The organism is Enterobacter sp. PL1, assembly GCF_945957325.1.
Taxonomy (GTDB): domain Bacteria; phylum Pseudomonadota; class Gammaproteobacteria; order Enterobacterales; family Enterobacteriaceae; genus Enterobacter; species Enterobacter roggenkampii.
This window is the reverse complement of the sequence record NZ_CAMFKT010000005.1, coordinates 1-15,041: the sequence shown is the minus strand read 5'-3', so window position 1 is coordinate 15,041 and position 15,041 is coordinate 1. Positions and strand designations below refer to the sequence as shown.

17 protein-coding genes are annotated in these 15,041 nt (G+C 54.8%); 11 read left to right on the top strand and 6 right to left on the bottom strand.

Translation table 11 applies throughout. The annotated features are described in order from the left end of the window. Nucleotides 1-13: 13 nt before the first annotated feature. The 4 genes from N6P30_RS06135 to N6P30_RS06120 all read left to right on the top strand — a co-directional run bounded on the left by N6P30_RS06135 (nucleotide 14) and on the right by N6P30_RS06120 (nucleotide 1,725). On the top strand, nucleotides 14-490 hold the full coding sequence (locus N6P30_RS06135; protein WP_023292204.1) for a hypothetical protein: 477 nt from the start codon (nucleotides 14-16) through the stop codon (nucleotides 488-490). 79 nt (nucleotides 491-569) lie between these two features. After that, nucleotides 570-950, top strand: a complete 381-nt coding sequence (locus tag N6P30_RS06130) for a hypothetical protein (protein ID WP_023292205.1) — start codon at nucleotides 570-572, stop codon at nucleotides 948-950. A gap of 16 nt (nucleotides 951-966) precedes the next feature. After that, complete coding sequence (locus tag N6P30_RS06125) at nucleotides 967-1,332, top strand: hypothetical protein (RefSeq protein WP_023292206.1); 366 nt, start codon at nucleotides 967-969, stop codon at nucleotides 1,330-1,332. A gap of 99 nt (nucleotides 1,333-1,431) precedes the next feature. Beyond that, on the top strand, nucleotides 1,432-1,725 hold the full coding sequence (locus tag N6P30_RS06120; protein WP_023292207.1) for a YciI family protein: 294 nt from the start codon (nucleotides 1,432-1,434) through the stop codon (nucleotides 1,723-1,725). A gap of 53 nt (nucleotides 1,726-1,778) precedes the next feature. Here the strand turns inward: N6P30_RS06120 and ychF are convergent, their stop codons facing one another. Then, the gene (gene ychF / locus N6P30_RS06115; protein ID WP_020690896.1) at nucleotides 1,779-2,870 is read right to left on the bottom strand and encodes a redox-regulated ATPase YchF; all 1,092 of its coding nucleotides are present in this window, start codon (nucleotides 2,868-2,870) and stop codon (nucleotides 1,779-1,781) included. A gap of 126 nt (nucleotides 2,871-2,996) precedes the next feature. Beyond that, on the bottom strand, nucleotides 2,997-3,581 hold the full coding sequence (gene pth / locus N6P30_RS06110; protein WP_008499504.1) for an aminoacyl-tRNA hydrolase: 585 nt from the start codon (nucleotides 3,579-3,581) through the stop codon (nucleotides 2,997-2,999). Nucleotides 3,582-3,855: 274 nt separating this feature from the next. Here pth and ychH point away from each other — a divergent pair, with 274 nt between their 5' ends. Continuing rightward, entirely contained in the window at nucleotides 3,856-4,131 is a 276-nt protein-coding gene (gene ychH / locus N6P30_RS06105) for a stress-induced protein YchH (RefSeq protein ID WP_008499505.1), read from the top strand. A gap of 120 nt (nucleotides 4,132-4,251) precedes the next feature. Continuing rightward, nucleotides 4,252-5,310 carry a MerR family transcriptional regulator gene (locus tag N6P30_RS06100; protein ID WP_260629934.1) on the top strand — a complete coding sequence of 353 codons (1,059 nt, stop codon included), beginning with the start codon at nucleotides 4,252-4,254 and terminating at the stop codon, nucleotides 5,308-5,310. Here the strand turns inward: N6P30_RS06100 and dauA are convergent. From dauA to lolB, 4 genes are all read right to left on the bottom strand, one after another. Then, nucleotides 5,296-6,975, bottom strand: coding sequence for a C4-dicarboxylic acid transporter DauA (gene dauA, locus N6P30_RS06095; RefSeq protein ID WP_023292209.1), 1,680 nt, complete (start codon nucleotides 6,973-6,975; stop codon nucleotides 5,296-5,298). The two genes, N6P30_RS06100 and dauA, sit on opposite strands and share 15 nt — an antisense overlap. Before the next feature lie 124 nt (nucleotides 6,976-7,099). Continuing rightward, nucleotides 7,100-8,047, bottom strand: coding sequence for a ribose-phosphate diphosphokinase (prs, locus tag N6P30_RS06090; RefSeq protein ID WP_003856663.1), 948 nt, complete (start codon nucleotides 8,045-8,047; stop codon nucleotides 7,100-7,102). 125 nt (nucleotides 8,048-8,172) lie between these two features. After that, nucleotides 8,173-9,042 carry a 4-(cytidine 5'-diphospho)-2-C-methyl-D-erythritol kinase gene (gene ispE / locus N6P30_RS06085; protein WP_023292210.1) on the bottom strand — a complete coding sequence of 290 codons (870 nt, stop codon included), beginning with the start codon at nucleotides 9,040-9,042 and terminating at the stop codon, nucleotides 8,173-8,175. Next, the gene (lolB, locus tag N6P30_RS06080; RefSeq protein WP_008499511.1) at nucleotides 9,039-9,650 is read right to left on the bottom strand and encodes a lipoprotein insertase outer membrane protein LolB; all 612 of its coding nucleotides are present in this window, start codon (nucleotides 9,648-9,650) and stop codon (nucleotides 9,039-9,041) included. The genes ispE and lolB overlap by 4 nt, the downstream gene beginning before the upstream one ends. Nucleotides 9,651-9,851: 201 nt before the next feature. Between lolB and hemA the strand changes: the two genes are divergently transcribed. From hemA to kdsA, 5 genes are all read left to right on the top strand, one after another. After that, complete coding sequence (hemA, locus tag N6P30_RS06075) at nucleotides 9,852-11,108, top strand: glutamyl-tRNA reductase (protein ID WP_021240361.1); 1,257 nt, start codon at nucleotides 9,852-9,854, stop codon at nucleotides 11,106-11,108. A 41-nt stretch (nucleotides 11,109-11,149) separates the two neighbouring features. Next, nucleotides 11,150-12,232: a peptide chain release factor 1 gene (prfA, locus tag N6P30_RS06070; protein ID WP_021240360.1), complete on the top strand. Its 1,083-nt coding sequence runs from the start codon at nucleotides 11,150-11,152 to the stop codon at nucleotides 12,230-12,232. Then, complete coding sequence (gene prmC, locus N6P30_RS06065) at nucleotides 12,232-13,062, top strand: peptide chain release factor N(5)-glutamine methyltransferase (protein ID WP_023292211.1); 831 nt, start codon at nucleotides 12,232-12,234, stop codon at nucleotides 13,060-13,062. Before prfA ends, prmC begins: the two co-directional genes overlap by 1 nt. Nucleotides 13,063-13,183: 121 nt before the next feature. Then, a complete protein-coding gene (gene sirB1, locus N6P30_RS06060; protein ID WP_023292212.1) occupies nucleotides 13,184-13,993 on the top strand; it encodes an invasion regulator SirB1 in 810 nt (269 codons plus the stop codon). A gap of 36 nt (nucleotides 13,994-14,029) precedes the next feature. Further along, nucleotides 14,030-14,884, top strand: coding sequence for a 3-deoxy-8-phosphooctulonate synthase (kdsA, locus tag N6P30_RS06055; protein ID WP_008499516.1), 855 nt, complete (start codon nucleotides 14,030-14,032; stop codon nucleotides 14,882-14,884). Nucleotides 14,885-15,041: the final 157 nt, after the last annotated feature.

The window sequence follows — 15,041 nt, the reverse complement described above, 5'->3', positions numbered from 1 at the left end:
AGGTGGTTTAGATATGTTAGAAATGAATTTTGATATTAATAGTGGCTTTGTGGCTATTAACAATTGCCCCCTCGAGTTAAAGGATGTTGAGACTTTTAAAAACTCCGAATTTTACATGTTATTCTCTCCGTTGAATACAATAGGCTCTTATTATTTCTCTATTGATAATATCGATTGGAAAGATCAAACTTTCATATTAGAACTGAGGCCTTCTGTGTTTTCTTTTTCTCCTTCCATATTCTTTACCAGTAAGAATGGGGATTTTTATAAAACTTTATGGAATTGGGATAAAAGAGCCAATTTGCGTAATTTATCTGAAGAAGAACAGCGCTTGACAGCTTGGGTAGAGAGTGAAATAACTTCGCGCCCTAAGCTTAAAATTAGTACGCCTCCATACGGAACTCAGTGGCATCATGAGTGGGGAAGCATTATTGTACAGTCTAATGAAAAAAGCTTCGACTGTGGAATTTATATCGAATGGAATGTTTGACTGAATGACATTATAGATTAATAAAATCCCTCATTCGGTTCTCATCTTATTTATTAATAAAATTAAAAGGTTATAGAAAATGAAAATAACTAATCGACTGAAAAAGAAGGTACTAGTCCTGGATGGCATAGATAATGACTTTTTAGATTCTGGCGCAGAAATAGCATGCCCTGAATGCGAGGGAGTAATAATCTATTCTATCGTAAACTCATATGAATTTGACTCGCTCTCTGAAGAGGCGAAAGACTTTTTGGTTAAGAAAATGCGAGGTGTGAAGTTTGTTAGTGAACATAAGAAGTATATCTACGATGAAAGCCAATTATATGTTTCGAAAAATACATGTTCAAAGTGTGTAAAGGAATTTTCTACTGTATTAACGTATAAAGAAGTGCAACCAGCCCGATACCGGGTATATCTTGTGGGGCTTTTTGAAGGTGATATGAAACAGATCAAGCTTTAAAAGTTGAGGTTTACCGATGATTGAAAATCTCATTTGTATTAAAGAAAATGACCTGCTTCAGTGGGCGTGTGGTGAACGTAACATAATGGTTAGTATGCCATTTTTAGACTCTGCAATGGTCGACTCAACACGCCAGTTAGTCTTTGCGTTAAGCCAACCAAAGCCATTACCAACCGTTTTGACCATCTTCAATGCTCAGGGCGAAAAATTATTTTGGTCTGCACCTCCTGAAGGCTCTATTTTCTATTACTTAACTTTCAACCAGTCAAAGGAAGTGATTGTGGCCTGTAGCTATGTGGTAAAGCAAAACGGCTGGCATGACTGGTTCTATTCGTGGAATATGAAGAATAACGCGTTGTCTCGATCGGGCCCTGCATATTAAGATCAAATGTGCCCAAAATGATAACGATACCCGATGGCAACAGAGGAACTGCATAAGCAATTCCAACAAACGGCTAAAAACACAGCTGAGAGGCAAAGGATGAGCACGGTTTATATTGTCATTTTAACCTATATCAAACCACTCGAAGAGATTGACGCAGCAATACCTGCGCATGTCGAGTGGCTAAAAAAAGGGTATGCAGAGGGAATTTTCCTCGCATCCGGAAGACGGGTGCCGAGAATCGGTGGGGTCATTCTCGCGAAATGTGAGAGTCTTGCCTCTCTTGAAGAGCGATTACGCGAGGATCCTTTTCAGAGGTTAAAGCTCGCGACGGCTGAAATCATTCCTTTTGAACCCAGCATGAAAACAGAACTCTTAGACAATGTGTTTTGACCCCGCAATAAAAAAACCACGCCAGGGCGTGGTTTTTTTTCATTCAAGACGACTCAGACGTTGAACAGGAAGTTCATCACATCGCCATCTTTAACAATGTATTCTTTCCCTTCTGCACGCATCTTGCCGGCTTCTTTCGCGCCTTGCTCACCCTTGTAGGTGATGAAATCTTCAAACGCGATGGTCTGCGCACGAATAAAGCCTTTCTCGAAGTCGGTGTGGATTTTACCCGCAGCCTGAGGCGCAGTTGCACCCACAGGGATGGTCCAGGCACGCACTTCTTTCACGCCAGCGGTGAAGTAGGTTTGCAGGTTGAGCAGGGCATAACCAGCACGGATAACGCGATTCAGCCCAGGCTCTTCCAGGCCCAGTTCTGCCATAAATTCGTCACGCTCTTCGTCATCCAGTTCGGCGATATCGGCTTCTACTGCGGCACAAACCGGAACCACGACAGAACCTTCTTTCTCGGCGATAGCACGCACCTGATCGAGGTACGGGTTATTTTCAAAACCGTCCTCGTTCACGTTGGCAATGTACATGGTTGGCTTCAGCGTCAGGAAGCTCAGGTAGCGGATAAGCTCTTTCTCGTCTTTGCTCAGATCCAGAGAACGCAGCATGCCCGCGTTTTCCAGCTGTGGCAGACATTTTTCCAGCACCGCCAACTCGGCTTTGGCATCTTTATCGCCACCTTTGGCTTTCTTGGAGATACGGTGGATCGCACGCTCGCAGGTATCAAGATCCGACAGCGCCAGCTCGGTGTTGATGACATCAATATCTTCAGCCGGGTTTACTTTACCCGCTACGTGAATGATGTTGTCGTTCTCGAAGCAGCGCACAACGTGGCCGATCGCTTCAGTTTCACGAATGTTGGTCAGGAACTGGTTACCCAGACCTTCGCCTTTGGATGCGCCTTTTACCAGGCCCGCGATGTCCACGAATTCCATGGTGGTTGGCAGAATGCGCTGCGGCTTCACGATTTCCGCGAGCTGGTCCAGACGCGGATCAGGCATTGGCACAACGCCGGTGTTCGGTTCGATGGTACAGAACGGGAAGTTCGCCGCTTCGATACCCGCTTTTGTAAGCGCGTTAAACAGGGTGGATTTGCCCACGTTTGGCAGACCGACGATACCGCATTTGAATCCCATTTCTAAATCACCTTAATATCTTGATAATCAATCCGTTAACGATAACCGACTGATGAAAAGTAAATAACTACGCCTATTATACACGTAACCCGCATGACGCGCGGTAAAAAAGCCGTATCGGGCGGATTATTGCGCTTTGAAAGCGTGTAAGCGGTTTGTCGCTTTGGTTAAGCCGTCTTGCAGCCAGATTTCCGTGCAGCGCGCCGCTTCGTCTACCGCTTCGTCAATCAGTTTCTGCTCAGAAACCGGTGGCTTACCGAGCACGAAACCGACAACTTTGTTTTTATCGCCCGGATGGCCGATTCCCACGCGCAAACGGTGGAAATTCGGGTTATTGCCCAGCTTGCTGATGATGTCTTTAAGACCGTTGTGACCACCGTGCCCGCCGCCCAGCTTGAATTTTGCCACGCCAGGGGGAAGATCCAGCTCATCGTGGGCGACCAGAATTTCATCCGGATTGATGCGATAAAACGTTGCCATCGCCGCCACGGCTTTACCGCTCAGATTCATAAACGTGGTGGGGACCAGCAGGCGAACATCCGCGCCAGCAAGGTTGATACGTGAGGTATACCCGAAGAATTTAGGTTCTTCACGCAGGGGAGCACGTAACCGCTCGGCCAGCAGATCGACGTACCATGCCCCGGCATTGTGGCGGGTAGCCGCATATTCTGCGCCCGGGTTGGCGAGGCCGACAATCAGTTTAATCGTCACGATTCAATTCCTAATGGGTTCCAGATCTGGCGCGTAGTTTACTGTCTGGCGCGCCGCTTGACAAAATTCTGCGATCGTCTCAGCGAAATACGAATAATTACTTACCTGAACAATTAGAATTTCAAGCTGTTCAACGTGTTATTTGTAAACTTTTGTGTGGGCGTTATCTGTAATTGTGATCATTCACGCAACTCATAAAAGGAGCGTTGTCTATACTTTACACACAAGGATTAGGGGCTTTTCCCCTGACAACCCAAAGTTCCGGAGGTGACACATGAAACGCAAAAACGCTTCGCTACTCGGTAACGTGCTGATGGGTTTGGGGCTGTTTGTGATGGTCGTCGGCGTAGGTTATTCCATATTAAACCAGCTGCCGCAGCTTGATCTTCCGCAATACTTCGCGCATGGCGCGGTACTGAGCATCTTCCTCGGTGCGGTATTGTGGCTCGCCGGCGCGCGCGTGAGCGGACATGAGGAAGTCTGCGATAAATACTGGTGGGTGCGCCACTACGACAAACGCTGCCGTCGAGATCAGCATAAGCACAGCTAGTGCCAAGACGAAAGAATACCGAAACGACTCCCTGGGAGTCGTTTTTTTTTGCATCAAGGGTTGACCCTCACGTAACGTAAGGCGCCAGAGTGGCGGCACTGGCAAAGAAAAGGAGCAGTTATGTTGATTCAGGTGGGGGAGCTGGCGAAACGGGCCGGTATCACCGTACGCACATTGCATCACTATGAGCAAACAGGAGTGTTGCTGCCTTCTGCCAGAAGCGCGGCAGGTTACCGGCTTTACAACCTGGCGGATGTTCAGCGCCTGCATATGATCCAGGCGCTGGCAAAAGCGGGGCTGGAACTTGCTGAAATCAGGGATTTCCTTGAACAGGAGTCGCTGTCGTTAACCGAGTTACTCGATGCGCAAATCACGCTGCTGGATAAACAGCTGCGCAGCATACATACGCTGCGCGACCGGCTGGTCGAACTGCGTACCGGGCTTCTCGACGATGCGACGCCGGACCTGGAATCCTGGCTACAGACTCTGGAGTTAATGAATATGTACGATCGCTGGTTTAGCAAAGAAGAGTTACAGCAGCTGCCGTTTGCGGTGCAGAAGGACGCGCTGTCGGCTATCTGGTCAGGGCTGGTGGCAGAGGCCAACGCGCTGCTGGAGCACCATATACCCGTTACGGACGAGAGGGCGAAGGACCTGGCGACGCGCTGGATAGAGCGCCTGGAGCAGGACACGGCGGGCAAACCGGAGTTTCTTACCCGGCTGAACGAGATGCACAGCGTAGAGCCACAGATGCAGGCGCAAACCGGCATCACGCCGGAGATGACGGATTACATTACGCGCGCGTTTGCGGAATCCAAGCTCAGTATATGGGAGAAGTACCTTACTCCCGAAGAGATGGCCTTTACGCGGAAGCACTACTTTGATCGCATGATGGAGTGGCCGCCGCTGGTGGCGAAGCTGCATCAGGCGCAGCGGGAAAATCTCGACCCCGCCTCTGACGATGCCCAAAAGCTTGCCGAAAACTGGCTGGCGCTGTTCCAGTCGTACGCGGGCACCAACCCGGAGACCCAGCAAAAGTTTCGCACGGCCATGCAGCAGGAGCCGCATCTGATGAAGGGAACCTGGATGACGCCTGCCGTGCTTGCATGGCTCCAGCAGGCGATCGGGGTGATGATGCAGAGACGTTTCTCTGCATCAGGCGGCTCACAGATCCGCTAACGCGGCTTCACGGTTAGGATAAAAAGCAAGGCGGCCAGGGATCGGCTGCACGCCTGCACGCGCCATGGTGCGCAGGGGCTGGAATTCGAGGTTACTCACCCGCAGCTCACAGCCTTCAGGCAGACGTTTCACAAAGCGCTGGAAGGCGTCCAGGCCGCCCGCATCCAGCACCGGTACGGCATCCCATTTTAGCACCACAACCCGTTTGCCCGCGATGCGAGACTCCAGATCGCTGAACAGACCTTCCGCCGCGGCGAAGAACAGCGGGCCAATCACGCGCAGAACCAGCACATCGTCAGGCACCTCCACGTTAACCGGGGAGAGGCGCGTCATTTGCGCAATACGGCGCATAAACAGCAGGGAAGCCAGCACGATCCCGACGCTGATGGCGATAACCATATCGAACAGCACGGTCAGCGACATGCAGATCAGCATCACGATGATGTCGTCTTTCGGTGCCCGACGCAGCAGGTTTACCACCTTGTGCGCCTCACTCATGTTCCAGGCCACCATCAGCAGCAGGGCGGCCATGGCGGAAAGCGGTAGCCAGGAGAGCAGCGGGGCGAGGATCAGCAGGGCGAGGATCACCAGCAGGGAGTGGATAACTGCCGAAACGGGTGACGTTGCACCCGCGCGCACGTTTGCCGCAGAACGGGCGATGGCTGCCGTGGCGGTAATACCACCAAAGAACGGTGCGATGAGGTTCCCTAACCCCTGACCAACCAGCTCGCTGTTGGCTTTGTGCTTGGTGCCGGTCATCCCGTCCAGAACGACGGCGCAGAGCAGGGATTCAATCGCCCCCAGCATCGCCATCGAGAACGCGGCGGGAAGCAGGGCGCGCAGGGAATCCCAGCTTAAGGTAAAGCTGGATCCGGGCATATCCCACGGCAGCACCAGCTGCGGCAGCAGCTGCGGAATGCCGCTCCCCTGCGAACCGTCCGCAAGAACATAGTGGAACTGCGAGCCGATAGTGGCGACATGGCCGCCGAACATATTGACGATGGCCATCACCGCGCAGCCCAGCAGCAGCGCGGGCAGATGGCCCGGCAGTCGAATGCCAAGACGAGGCCAGACGATCAGCGTGCCCAGCGTCACAATCCCGATGGCGGCATCGCCCAGGTTGGCCGTCGGAAGCGCCATAAACAGCGCACCCACTTTCTGTAAATAGTGCTCCGGAACATGGGGCATTTGCAGGCCGAGGAAATCCTTGATCTGCATGGTTCCGATGGTGATCCCAATCCCCGAGGTGAACCCCAGCGTGACGGAAAGGGGGATGTACTCAATCAGCCGCCCAAAGCGGGCCAGACCAAACAGAATCAAAAAGACGCCGGACATCAGGGTGGCGACCAGCAGGCCTGCCAGACCAAACTGCTGTGAAACCGGGTAGAGGATCACCACAAAGGCGGCAGTCGGGCCGGAGACGCTGAAGCGCGAGCCGCCGGTCAGAGCGATGACGATCCCGGCCACGGCTGAGGTGTACAGGCCGTACTGCGGCGCAACGCCGCTGCCAATCGCCAGCGCCATCGCCAGCGGAATCGCGATAATGCCGACGGTGATCCCGGCAATCAGGTCACGGATAAAACGTGACGAGGTGTACTTCTCTTTCCAGCAGGCGTCGATGAGGGCGCGAAAGGGCAGAACATGTGAGGAGGCTACGTTTTTCACAATTATCTATCATCCGTATGCGCATCATCTGTCATGTGAATGGCAGGTGAAGGAGGCATTAATCATACAAATAAAACCCAGAGACAAAAAAACCCGCCGCAGCGGGTTTTTCGGCCGTGTTCGATTAGTGTTCGAACATTGCAGAGATGGATTCTTCGTTGCTGATACGACGAATCGCTTCGGCCAGCATCCCGGACAGGGTCAGGGTACGCACGTTTGGCAGTGCCTTGATCTCGTCGCTCAGTGGGATGGTATCGCATACTACAACTTCGTCAATGACGGAGTTGCGCAGGTTGTTTACGGCATTGCCGGAGAAGATCGGGTGGGTCGCGTAAGCGAATACGCGCTTGGCACCACGCTCTTTCAGCGCTTCAGCCGCTTTACACAGCGTACCGCCGGTATCGATCATATCGTCAACCAGCACGCAGTCGCGGCCAGCCACGTCACCGATGATGTGCATCACCTGAGAAACGTTAGCGCGCGGACGACGTTTGTCGATGATCGCCATGTCGGTGTCGTTCAGCAGCTTAGCGATAGCACGGGCACGTACCACGCCGCCGATGTCCGGAGAAACCACGATTGGGTTATCCAGGTTCAGCTGCAGCATGTCTTCCAGCAGGATTGGGCTGCCGAATACGTTATCAACCGGGACGTCGAAGAAGCCCTGGATCTGCTCTGCGTGCAGGTCAACGGTCAGTACGCGGTCAACGCCAACGCTGGACAGGAAGTCAGCGACAACTTTCGCGGTAATTGGCACACGCGCGGAACGGACGCGACGGTCCTGGCGGGCATAGCCGAAGTAAGGGATTACAGCAGTGATACGGCCTGCGGAAGCGCGACGCAGGGCGTCGACCATAACAACCAGTTCCATCAGGTTGTCGTTCGTTGGAGCACAGGTGGACTGGATGATGAAAATATCACCACCGCGTACATTTTCGTTAATTTGTACGCTGACTTCGCCGTCGCTAAAGCGACCTACAGCGGCGTCGCCGAGGGAAGTGTACAGGCGGTTGGCAATACGTTGTGCTAGTTCCGGGGTGGCGTTACCAGCAAAAAGCTTCATATCAGGCACGAGAAGAACCTCAGGCATGCGTCCAGTGGTGGATAGCGTTCGCCGTAAACTGTGCGGGCCAGGCAAAGGCTATCCAGGCGGTGTATTAAAGAGCGCGATGCAACGTCTGGAACAGGGTGACGTTGTCACCGAAACTCAGTCTGCGCCAGAATGGCCTGCTGTAGGGGGGAAATGTTCATCCCACGCGCTACAAAACCATGCAGCCAAACCGGCGCTTGCTCAAGCACCTGACGAGCGGCGGATTCGGTGTCAAATTCAGCAAAGACACAGGCCCCTGTACCAGTCAGGCGCGACGGCGCGTATTCTAACAGCCAGGAAAGCACCGCATCAACCTCGCGAAAACGTTTTCTTGCGATATCCTCGCAATCGTTGCTGAATTCACAATTTAATAACGTTTCTATTGACCGAATCGGGGTATTTCTTTTCAGGTCAGGATCTTTAAAGATGACCGGGGTCGGAATGCTCACGCCGGGGTGAGCAACCAGATACCATTTTTCCGGCGGGTTGACCGGGGAGAGGATTTCGCCCACGCCCTCAGCAAAGGCCGCATGACCGCGCACAAACACCGGGACATCCGCACCCAGCCTCAAGCCTAAGACGGCCAGTTCGTCCTGCGACAGCCCGCAGCCCCAAAGGTGGTTCAGGGCAACCAGCACGGTAGCGGCGTTGGATGAGCCGCCGCCCAGGCCGCCGCCCATCGGCAGACGCTTCTCGATATGGATGTCCGCACCGCTTCCCGCAGGCAGACGACCCGATTCCGCTGCAGCGTTCATCAGCAGACGCGCAGCGCGCACAATCAGGTTGTCCTCATGCGCCACGCCGTCGACCGGCGTCAGGAGGCAAATCTGCCCGTCCTGGCGCAGTTCGATAGAAATTGTGTCGCCATAGTCAATAAACTGAAACAGCGTCTGCAGGGTGTGATAGCCGTCAGCGCGCTGGCCGGTAATGTATAAAAACAGATTCAGTTTTGCCGGAGAGGGCCAGTGGGTCATCATTTAACGATCCAGTTGTCCATTTTCAGCTTGATGCGCTGGCTGCCCTGGGTCAGTTCCATGTTGGATGGCAGCGACGGTTTACTCTTGCTGTCATAGTCGCTGTACACCACTTTCCAGGTCTTGCCGTTCTGGGTGTAGTTCACCTGGCTCAGACGATACTGATCGTCAAGCGTATAGTCGGTGGCGTCACCCGGCAGGCCAAGGATCCACTGGCGCAGGCTGTTGAGCGGGATAGGCATTCCGGTCAGCTTGCCAATCATCTCTTCGGCATCGGTTGCGGTGTAGTGCTGGCCTTTGTTATCGGTGATCTGCGCTTCGCCCGGTTTCGCGATAAGCTCCAGCTCGGTGCTGCCCAGCGGGTTCAGCAGCAGCAGGCGATAGTTGTCCTGACCCGTCTGCTGCCAGAAGAAACGGGCATACACTTTTTGCTCATCAGAGAGATAGGCGAAGGCGCCGCGGGTCTGGTACTGGCTCAAATTACGGACGTCCTGCTGGTGCTGACGCCACTGGGGTGAATCAGGGCTTTTGCCCGGGCCTTTTGGTTGGGTGACGGTACACGCGGTCAGAACCAGTGCCGCCAGGGGCAGCAGGCGAATCAGTCGGGTCATAATGAGGACAAATCCTTGAGATACGTTGCAGTTATAACTGTTAATGCTAGCGTCGAAGGGGGCTACCGTCTACGTTCAAATTATCTCAAAGCGTTGTGTAACCTATTACTCCGAAAGGGGGCTGTCTCTTTTATTGATCTCGCGCATCCTGTATGATGCGTTCTGCTAACCTTATTAACGCTGGTACTACTCCCGCTCAACATGACCCTATTAGCACTCGGTATCAACCACAAAACAGCCCCGGTTTCGCTGCGAGAACGCGTAACGTTTTCGCCAGATACGCTCGACCTGGCGCTGGATAGCCTGCTTGCACAGCCGATGGTGCAGGGTGGCGTGGTGCTCTCGACGTGCAACCGTACCGAGCTCTATTTAAGCGTGGAAGAGCAGGACAACCTGCACGACGCGCTGATCCGCTGGTTATGCGACTACCACAATCTCAATGAAGACGAGCTGCGCAACAGCCTGTACTGGCATCAGGACAACGATGCCGTCAGCCATCTGATGCGCGTGGCGAGCGGGCTGGATTCGCTGGTTCTGGGCGAGCCACAAATTCTCGGTCAGGTGAAAAAAGCCTTTGCGGATTCGCAAAAAGGGCATCTGAAGGCCAGCGAGCTGGAGCGCATGTTCCAGAAGTCATTCTCCGTGGCGAAGCGTGTGCGAACCGAAACCGACATTGGTGCCAGTGCGGTTTCTGTTGCTTTCGCGGCCTGCACCCTTGCACGCCAAATCTTTGAATCCCTTTCTACCGTCACCGTGATGCTGGTGGGCGCGGGCGAAACCATCGAACTTGTGGCGCGCCATCTGCGCGAGCATAAAGTGAAAAAGATGATTATCGCTAACCGCACCCGCGAACGCGCGCAGGTGCTGGCGGATGAAGTGGGGGCAGAGGTGGTTGCCCTGAGCGACATCGATGAACGCCTGAAGGAGGCGGACATTATTATCAGTTCGACCGCCAGCCCGCTGCCGATTATCGGCAAAGGGATGGTGGAGCGTGCGCTGAAGTCCCGCCGTAATCAGCCGATGCTGCTGGTGGATATCGCCGTCCCGCGCGACGTTGAGCCAGAAGTCGGCAAGCTGGCTAACGCCTATCTTTACAGCGTAGATGACCTGCAAAGCATCATTTCGCACAACCTCGCGCAGCGTAAAGCGGCGGCGGTGCAGGCGGAAACCATTGTCGAGCAGGAAACCAGTGAGTTTATGGCCTGGCTGCGCGCGCAAAGCGTCAGCGAGACCATCCGCGAGTACCGCGGGCAGGCGGAGCAGGTGCGTGATGACCTGACTGCCAAAGCGTTAGCGGCCCTGGAGCAGGGCGGCGACGCGCAGGCTATTATGCAGGATCTGGCGTGGAAACTGACCAACCGCCTGATCCATGCCCCAACCAAATCTCTTCAGCAGGCTGCCCGTGACGGGGATGATGAACGCCTGACTATTCTGCGCAACAGCCTCGGGCTGGAATAGCGCCCTATACCCATTTTCTAAGACAAGGTGCACTTACGCCTATGAAGCCTTCTATCGTCGCTAAACTGGAAGCTCTGCACGAGCGCCATGAAGAAGTCCAGGCGCTGCTCGGGGATGCCGGGACCATTGCGGACCAGGAACGTTTTCGCGCACTTTCACGTGAATACGCGCAGTTAAGTGATGTTTCTAAATGCTTTACCGACTGGCGACAGGTTCAGGAAGATATCGAAACCGCGCAGATGATGCTCGACGATCCTGAAATGCGCGAGATGGCGCAGGAAGAGTTGCAGGATGCGAAAGCGCGTTCTGAGGAGATGGAGCAGCAGCTTCAGGTGCTGTTGCTGCCAAAAGATCCGGACGACGAACGCAACGCGTTCGTGGAAGTCCGCGCCGGGACCGGCGGGGACGAAGCGGCGCTGTTTGCCGGGGATCTGTTCCGCATGTACAGCCGCTACGCCGAGTCGCGTCGCTGGCGCGTGGAGATCATGAGCGCCAACGAAGGCGAACACGGTGGCTACAAAGAGGTTATCGCCAAGATCAGCGGCGACGGCGTGTACGGTCGTCTCAAGTTTGAATCCGGCGGTCACCGCGTGCAGCGCGTACCGGCCACCGAATCTCAGGGCCGAATCCACACCTCCGCCTGTACGGTGGCGGTGATGCCGGAGCTGCCGGAAGCGGAGCTGCCGGACATCAACCCTGCTGACCTGCGTATTGATACCTTCCGCTCCTCCGGGGCGGGTGGTCAGCACGTTAACACCACCGACTCCGCCATCCGTATTACCCACCTGCCGACCGGCATCGTGGTGGAGTGTCAGGACGAGCGTTCCCAGCACAAAAACAAAGCCAAAGCGCTCTCCGTGCTGGGCGCACGTATCCACGCGGCCGAAATGGCGAAACGCCAGCAGGCGGAAGCGTCTACGCGTCGTAACCTGCTGGGCAGCGGCGATCGCAGCGACCGTAACCGCACCTACAACTTCCCGCAGGGGCGCGTGACTGACCACCGCATCAACCTGACGCTGTACCGTCTGGACGAAGTAATGGAAGGCAAGCTGGATATGCTGATTGAGCCTATCGTGCAGGAATACCAGGCCGACCAGCTGGCGGCACTGTCCGAGCAGGAATAATGGATTTTCAGCGCTGGTTACGTGAGGCTGCCAGTGAGCTTTCCGAAAGCGAAAGCCCGAAGCGCGATGCCGAAATTTTGCTTGAGCATGTGACGGGTAAAGCCCGCACGTACCTGCTGGCCTTCGGCGAAACCGAACTGACCGCGGAACAGGAAGCCCGGCTCGCCGCGCTGCTTGCCCGCCGTAAAACCGGCGAGCCGGTGGCGCACCTGGTCGGCGAGCGCGAGTTCTGGTCGTTACCGCTTTACGTCTCGGCGGCGACGCTGATCCCGCGCCCCGACACCGAGTGTCTGGTTGAACAGGCGCTGGCGCGCTTACCCGTATCGTCCTGCCGCATTCTCGATCTCGGAACGGGGACCGGGGCCATCGCCCTGGCGCTCGCTACTGAACGGCCCGACTGCGCGGTCACGGCGGTGGATGTGATGCCCGACGCGGTGGCGCTGGCGCAGCGTAACGTGGAACGTCTTGGACTGACCAACGTGACGGTGCTGCAAAGCAGCTGGTTCAGCGCGCTGGAGAAGCAGACGTTCGGAGTGATTGTCAGTAACCCGCCCTATATTGACGAGCATGACCCGCACCTTGCGCAGGGGGATGTGCGCTTCGAACCGCTGACGGCGCTGGTCGCCGCCAGGGAGGGTTTAGCCGACCTTGAACACATTGTGACAACGTCACGACAACATTTGCTTTCCGGCGGCTGGCTGCTGGTGGAGCATGGCTGGACGCAGGGGGAAGCCGTGCGGGCGCTCTTTACCCAGGCGGGCTACGCAGGTGTCAAAACCTGCCGCGACTACGGCGGCAACGAACGCCTGACGCTGGGGCAGTGGTTATGAGCGCAGGTACTGATAAAGGCGTAAGGCTGACTGAAAGGCGGTTTGGCGTTATCATCTACATCGTTTTGAGTTTTATCTCGCCCGGGCGTCGCTTTACGCTCGGTCGTTACTGGGGTAAGTCATGAAGTCCTTAGCCGATTTCGAATTTAATAAAGTGCCGCTTTGCGATGGCATGATCCTGATTTCTGAGATGATCCGCGACGATTTTACGTCGCAGTACGTCTACGATGAGCTGGAGAATCTGGTCTGCCTGGCGCGTGAAGAGATCAATCAGGCGCGCCCGCAGGACTGGCAATTAGAGAAGCTGCTTGAGCTTTTCTACGGCGAATGGGGTTTCTGCGACACGCGGGGCGTGTATCGCCTGTCTGACGCATTATGGCTGGACCAGGTCTTAAAAAATCGTCAGGGGAGCGCCGTTGCGCTAGGTTCTATTTTGCTTTGGGTTGCGCATCGCCTGGATATTCCACTGGTGCCGGTCATTTTTCCGACGCAGATGATCCTGCGTGCGGAGTGGCTGGACGGTGAGATGTGGCTCATTAATCCCTTCAACGGCGATACGCTGGATGAACATACGCTGGACGTGTGGCTGAAAGGCAATATCAGCCCGGTGGCTGAGCTCTTCAACGAAGATCTCGACGAGGCGGATAACGCAGAAGTGATCCGCAAGCTGCTGGATACGCTGAAGTCTGCGTTAATGGAAGAGCGTCAGATGGAGCTGGCCCTGCGCGCCAGCGAAGTGCTGCTGCAGTTTAATCCGGAAGACCCGTACGAAATTCGCGACCGTGGGTTGATCTATGCCCAGCTCGATTGTGAGCACGTGGCGCTGAACGATCTGAGCTATTTCGTCGAGCAGTGTCCGGAAGATCCTATTAGCGAAATGATTCGTGCGCAGATCAACGCGATCTCGCACAAGCAAATTACACTGCATTAATCTTAATTCCGATTCACACCTGAATAAGGCGATCCTATGAAACAAAAAGTGGTTAGCATTGGTGATATCAAGGTAGCAAACGACCTGCCGTTCGTGCTGTTTGGCGGCATGAACGTGCTGGAATCCCGCGACCTCGCCATGCGTATCTGCGAGCACTACGTGACCGTGACCCAGAAGCTGGGCATCCCGTACGTGTTTAAAGCCTCTTTTGACAAAGCCAACCGCTCCTCCATCAACTCTTACCGTGGCCCGGGCCTGGAAGAAGGGATGAAGATTTTCCAGGAGCTGAAGCAGACCTTTGGCGTGAAAGTGATCACCGACGTGCATGAAGCCGCTCAGGCGCAGCCGGTGGCAGACGTGGTTGACGTGATTCAGCTCCCGGCGTTCCTGGCTCGCCAGACCGACCTGGTTGCCGCGATGGCGAAAACCGGTGCCGTGATCAACGTGAAAAAACCACAGTTCGTGAGCCCGGGTCAGATGGGCAACATCGTCGATAAGTTTATCGAAGGTGGCAACGACAAGGTTATCCTGTGCGACCGTGGTTCCAACTTCGGTTATGACAATCTGGTTGTGGATATGCTGGGCTTCAGCGTGATGAAAAACGTCTCTAATCAGTCTCCGGTGATTTTCGACGTGACCCACGCGCTGCAGTGCCGCGACCCGTTTGGCGCTGCGTCCGGCGGCCGTCGTGCTCAGGTGACCGAACTGGCGCGCGCCGGTATGGCAACCGGCCTGGCTGGCCTGTTCATTGAAGCGCACCCGGATCCGGATAACGCAAAATGCGACGGCCCATCTGCGCTGCCGCTGGATAAGCTGGAGCCGTTCCTGAAACAGATCAAAGCAATTGACGATCTGGTCAAGAGCTTCGATGAGCTGGATACCAGCAAATAACAAAAAACCCGCTTCGGCGGGTTTTCTTATGGGGCATATTGCCGGGTAGCGCTTTTGTATGACCGGATACATAGGTGACAGATCAGACCGGGAACATAGGTAACACTTTTAGTCTATCCGCACCACACTCTGGGTTTTTCGGTCGTAGTACGCAAGT

Coding starts and splice junctions, on each gene's coding strand:
- N6P30_RS06135 (WP_023292204.1), top strand. CDS start 14: ATGTTAGAAATGAATTTTGATATTAATAGTGGCTTTGTGGCTATTAAC.
- N6P30_RS06130 (WP_023292205.1), top strand. CDS start 570: ATGAAAATAACTAATCGACTGAAAAAGAAGGTACTAGTCCTGGATGGC.
- N6P30_RS06125 (WP_023292206.1), top strand. CDS start 967: ATGATTGAAAATCTCATTTGTATTAAAGAAAATGACCTGCTTCAGTGG.
- N6P30_RS06120 (WP_023292207.1), top strand. CDS start 1,432: ATGAGCACGGTTTATATTGTCATTTTAACCTATATCAAACCACTCGAA.
- ychF (WP_020690896.1), bottom strand. CDS start 2,870: ATGGGATTCAAATGCGGTATCGTCGGTCTGCCAAACGTGGGCAAATCC.
- ychH (WP_008499505.1), top strand. CDS start 3,856: ATGAAACGCAAAAACGCTTCGCTACTCGGTAACGTGCTGATGGGTTTG.
- N6P30_RS06100 (WP_260629934.1), top strand. CDS start 4,252: ATGTTGATTCAGGTGGGGGAGCTGGCGAAACGGGCCGGTATCACCGTA.
- ispE (WP_023292210.1), bottom strand. CDS start 9,042: ATGATGACCCACTGGCCCTCTCCGGCAAAACTGAATCTGTTTTTATAC.
- lolB (WP_008499511.1), bottom strand. CDS start 9,650: ATGACCCGACTGATTCGCCTGCTGCCCCTGGCGGCACTGGTTCTGACC.
- hemA (WP_021240361.1), top strand. CDS start 9,852: ATGACCCTATTAGCACTCGGTATCAACCACAAAACAGCCCCGGTTTCG.
- prfA (WP_021240360.1), top strand. CDS start 11,150: ATGAAGCCTTCTATCGTCGCTAAACTGGAAGCTCTGCACGAGCGCCAT.
- prmC (WP_023292211.1), top strand. CDS start 12,232: ATGGATTTTCAGCGCTGGTTACGTGAGGCTGCCAGTGAGCTTTCCGAA.
- sirB1 (WP_023292212.1), top strand. CDS start 13,184: ATGAAGTCCTTAGCCGATTTCGAATTTAATAAAGTGCCGCTTTGCGAT.
- kdsA (WP_008499516.1), top strand. CDS start 14,030: ATGAAACAAAAAGTGGTTAGCATTGGTGATATCAAGGTAGCAAACGAC.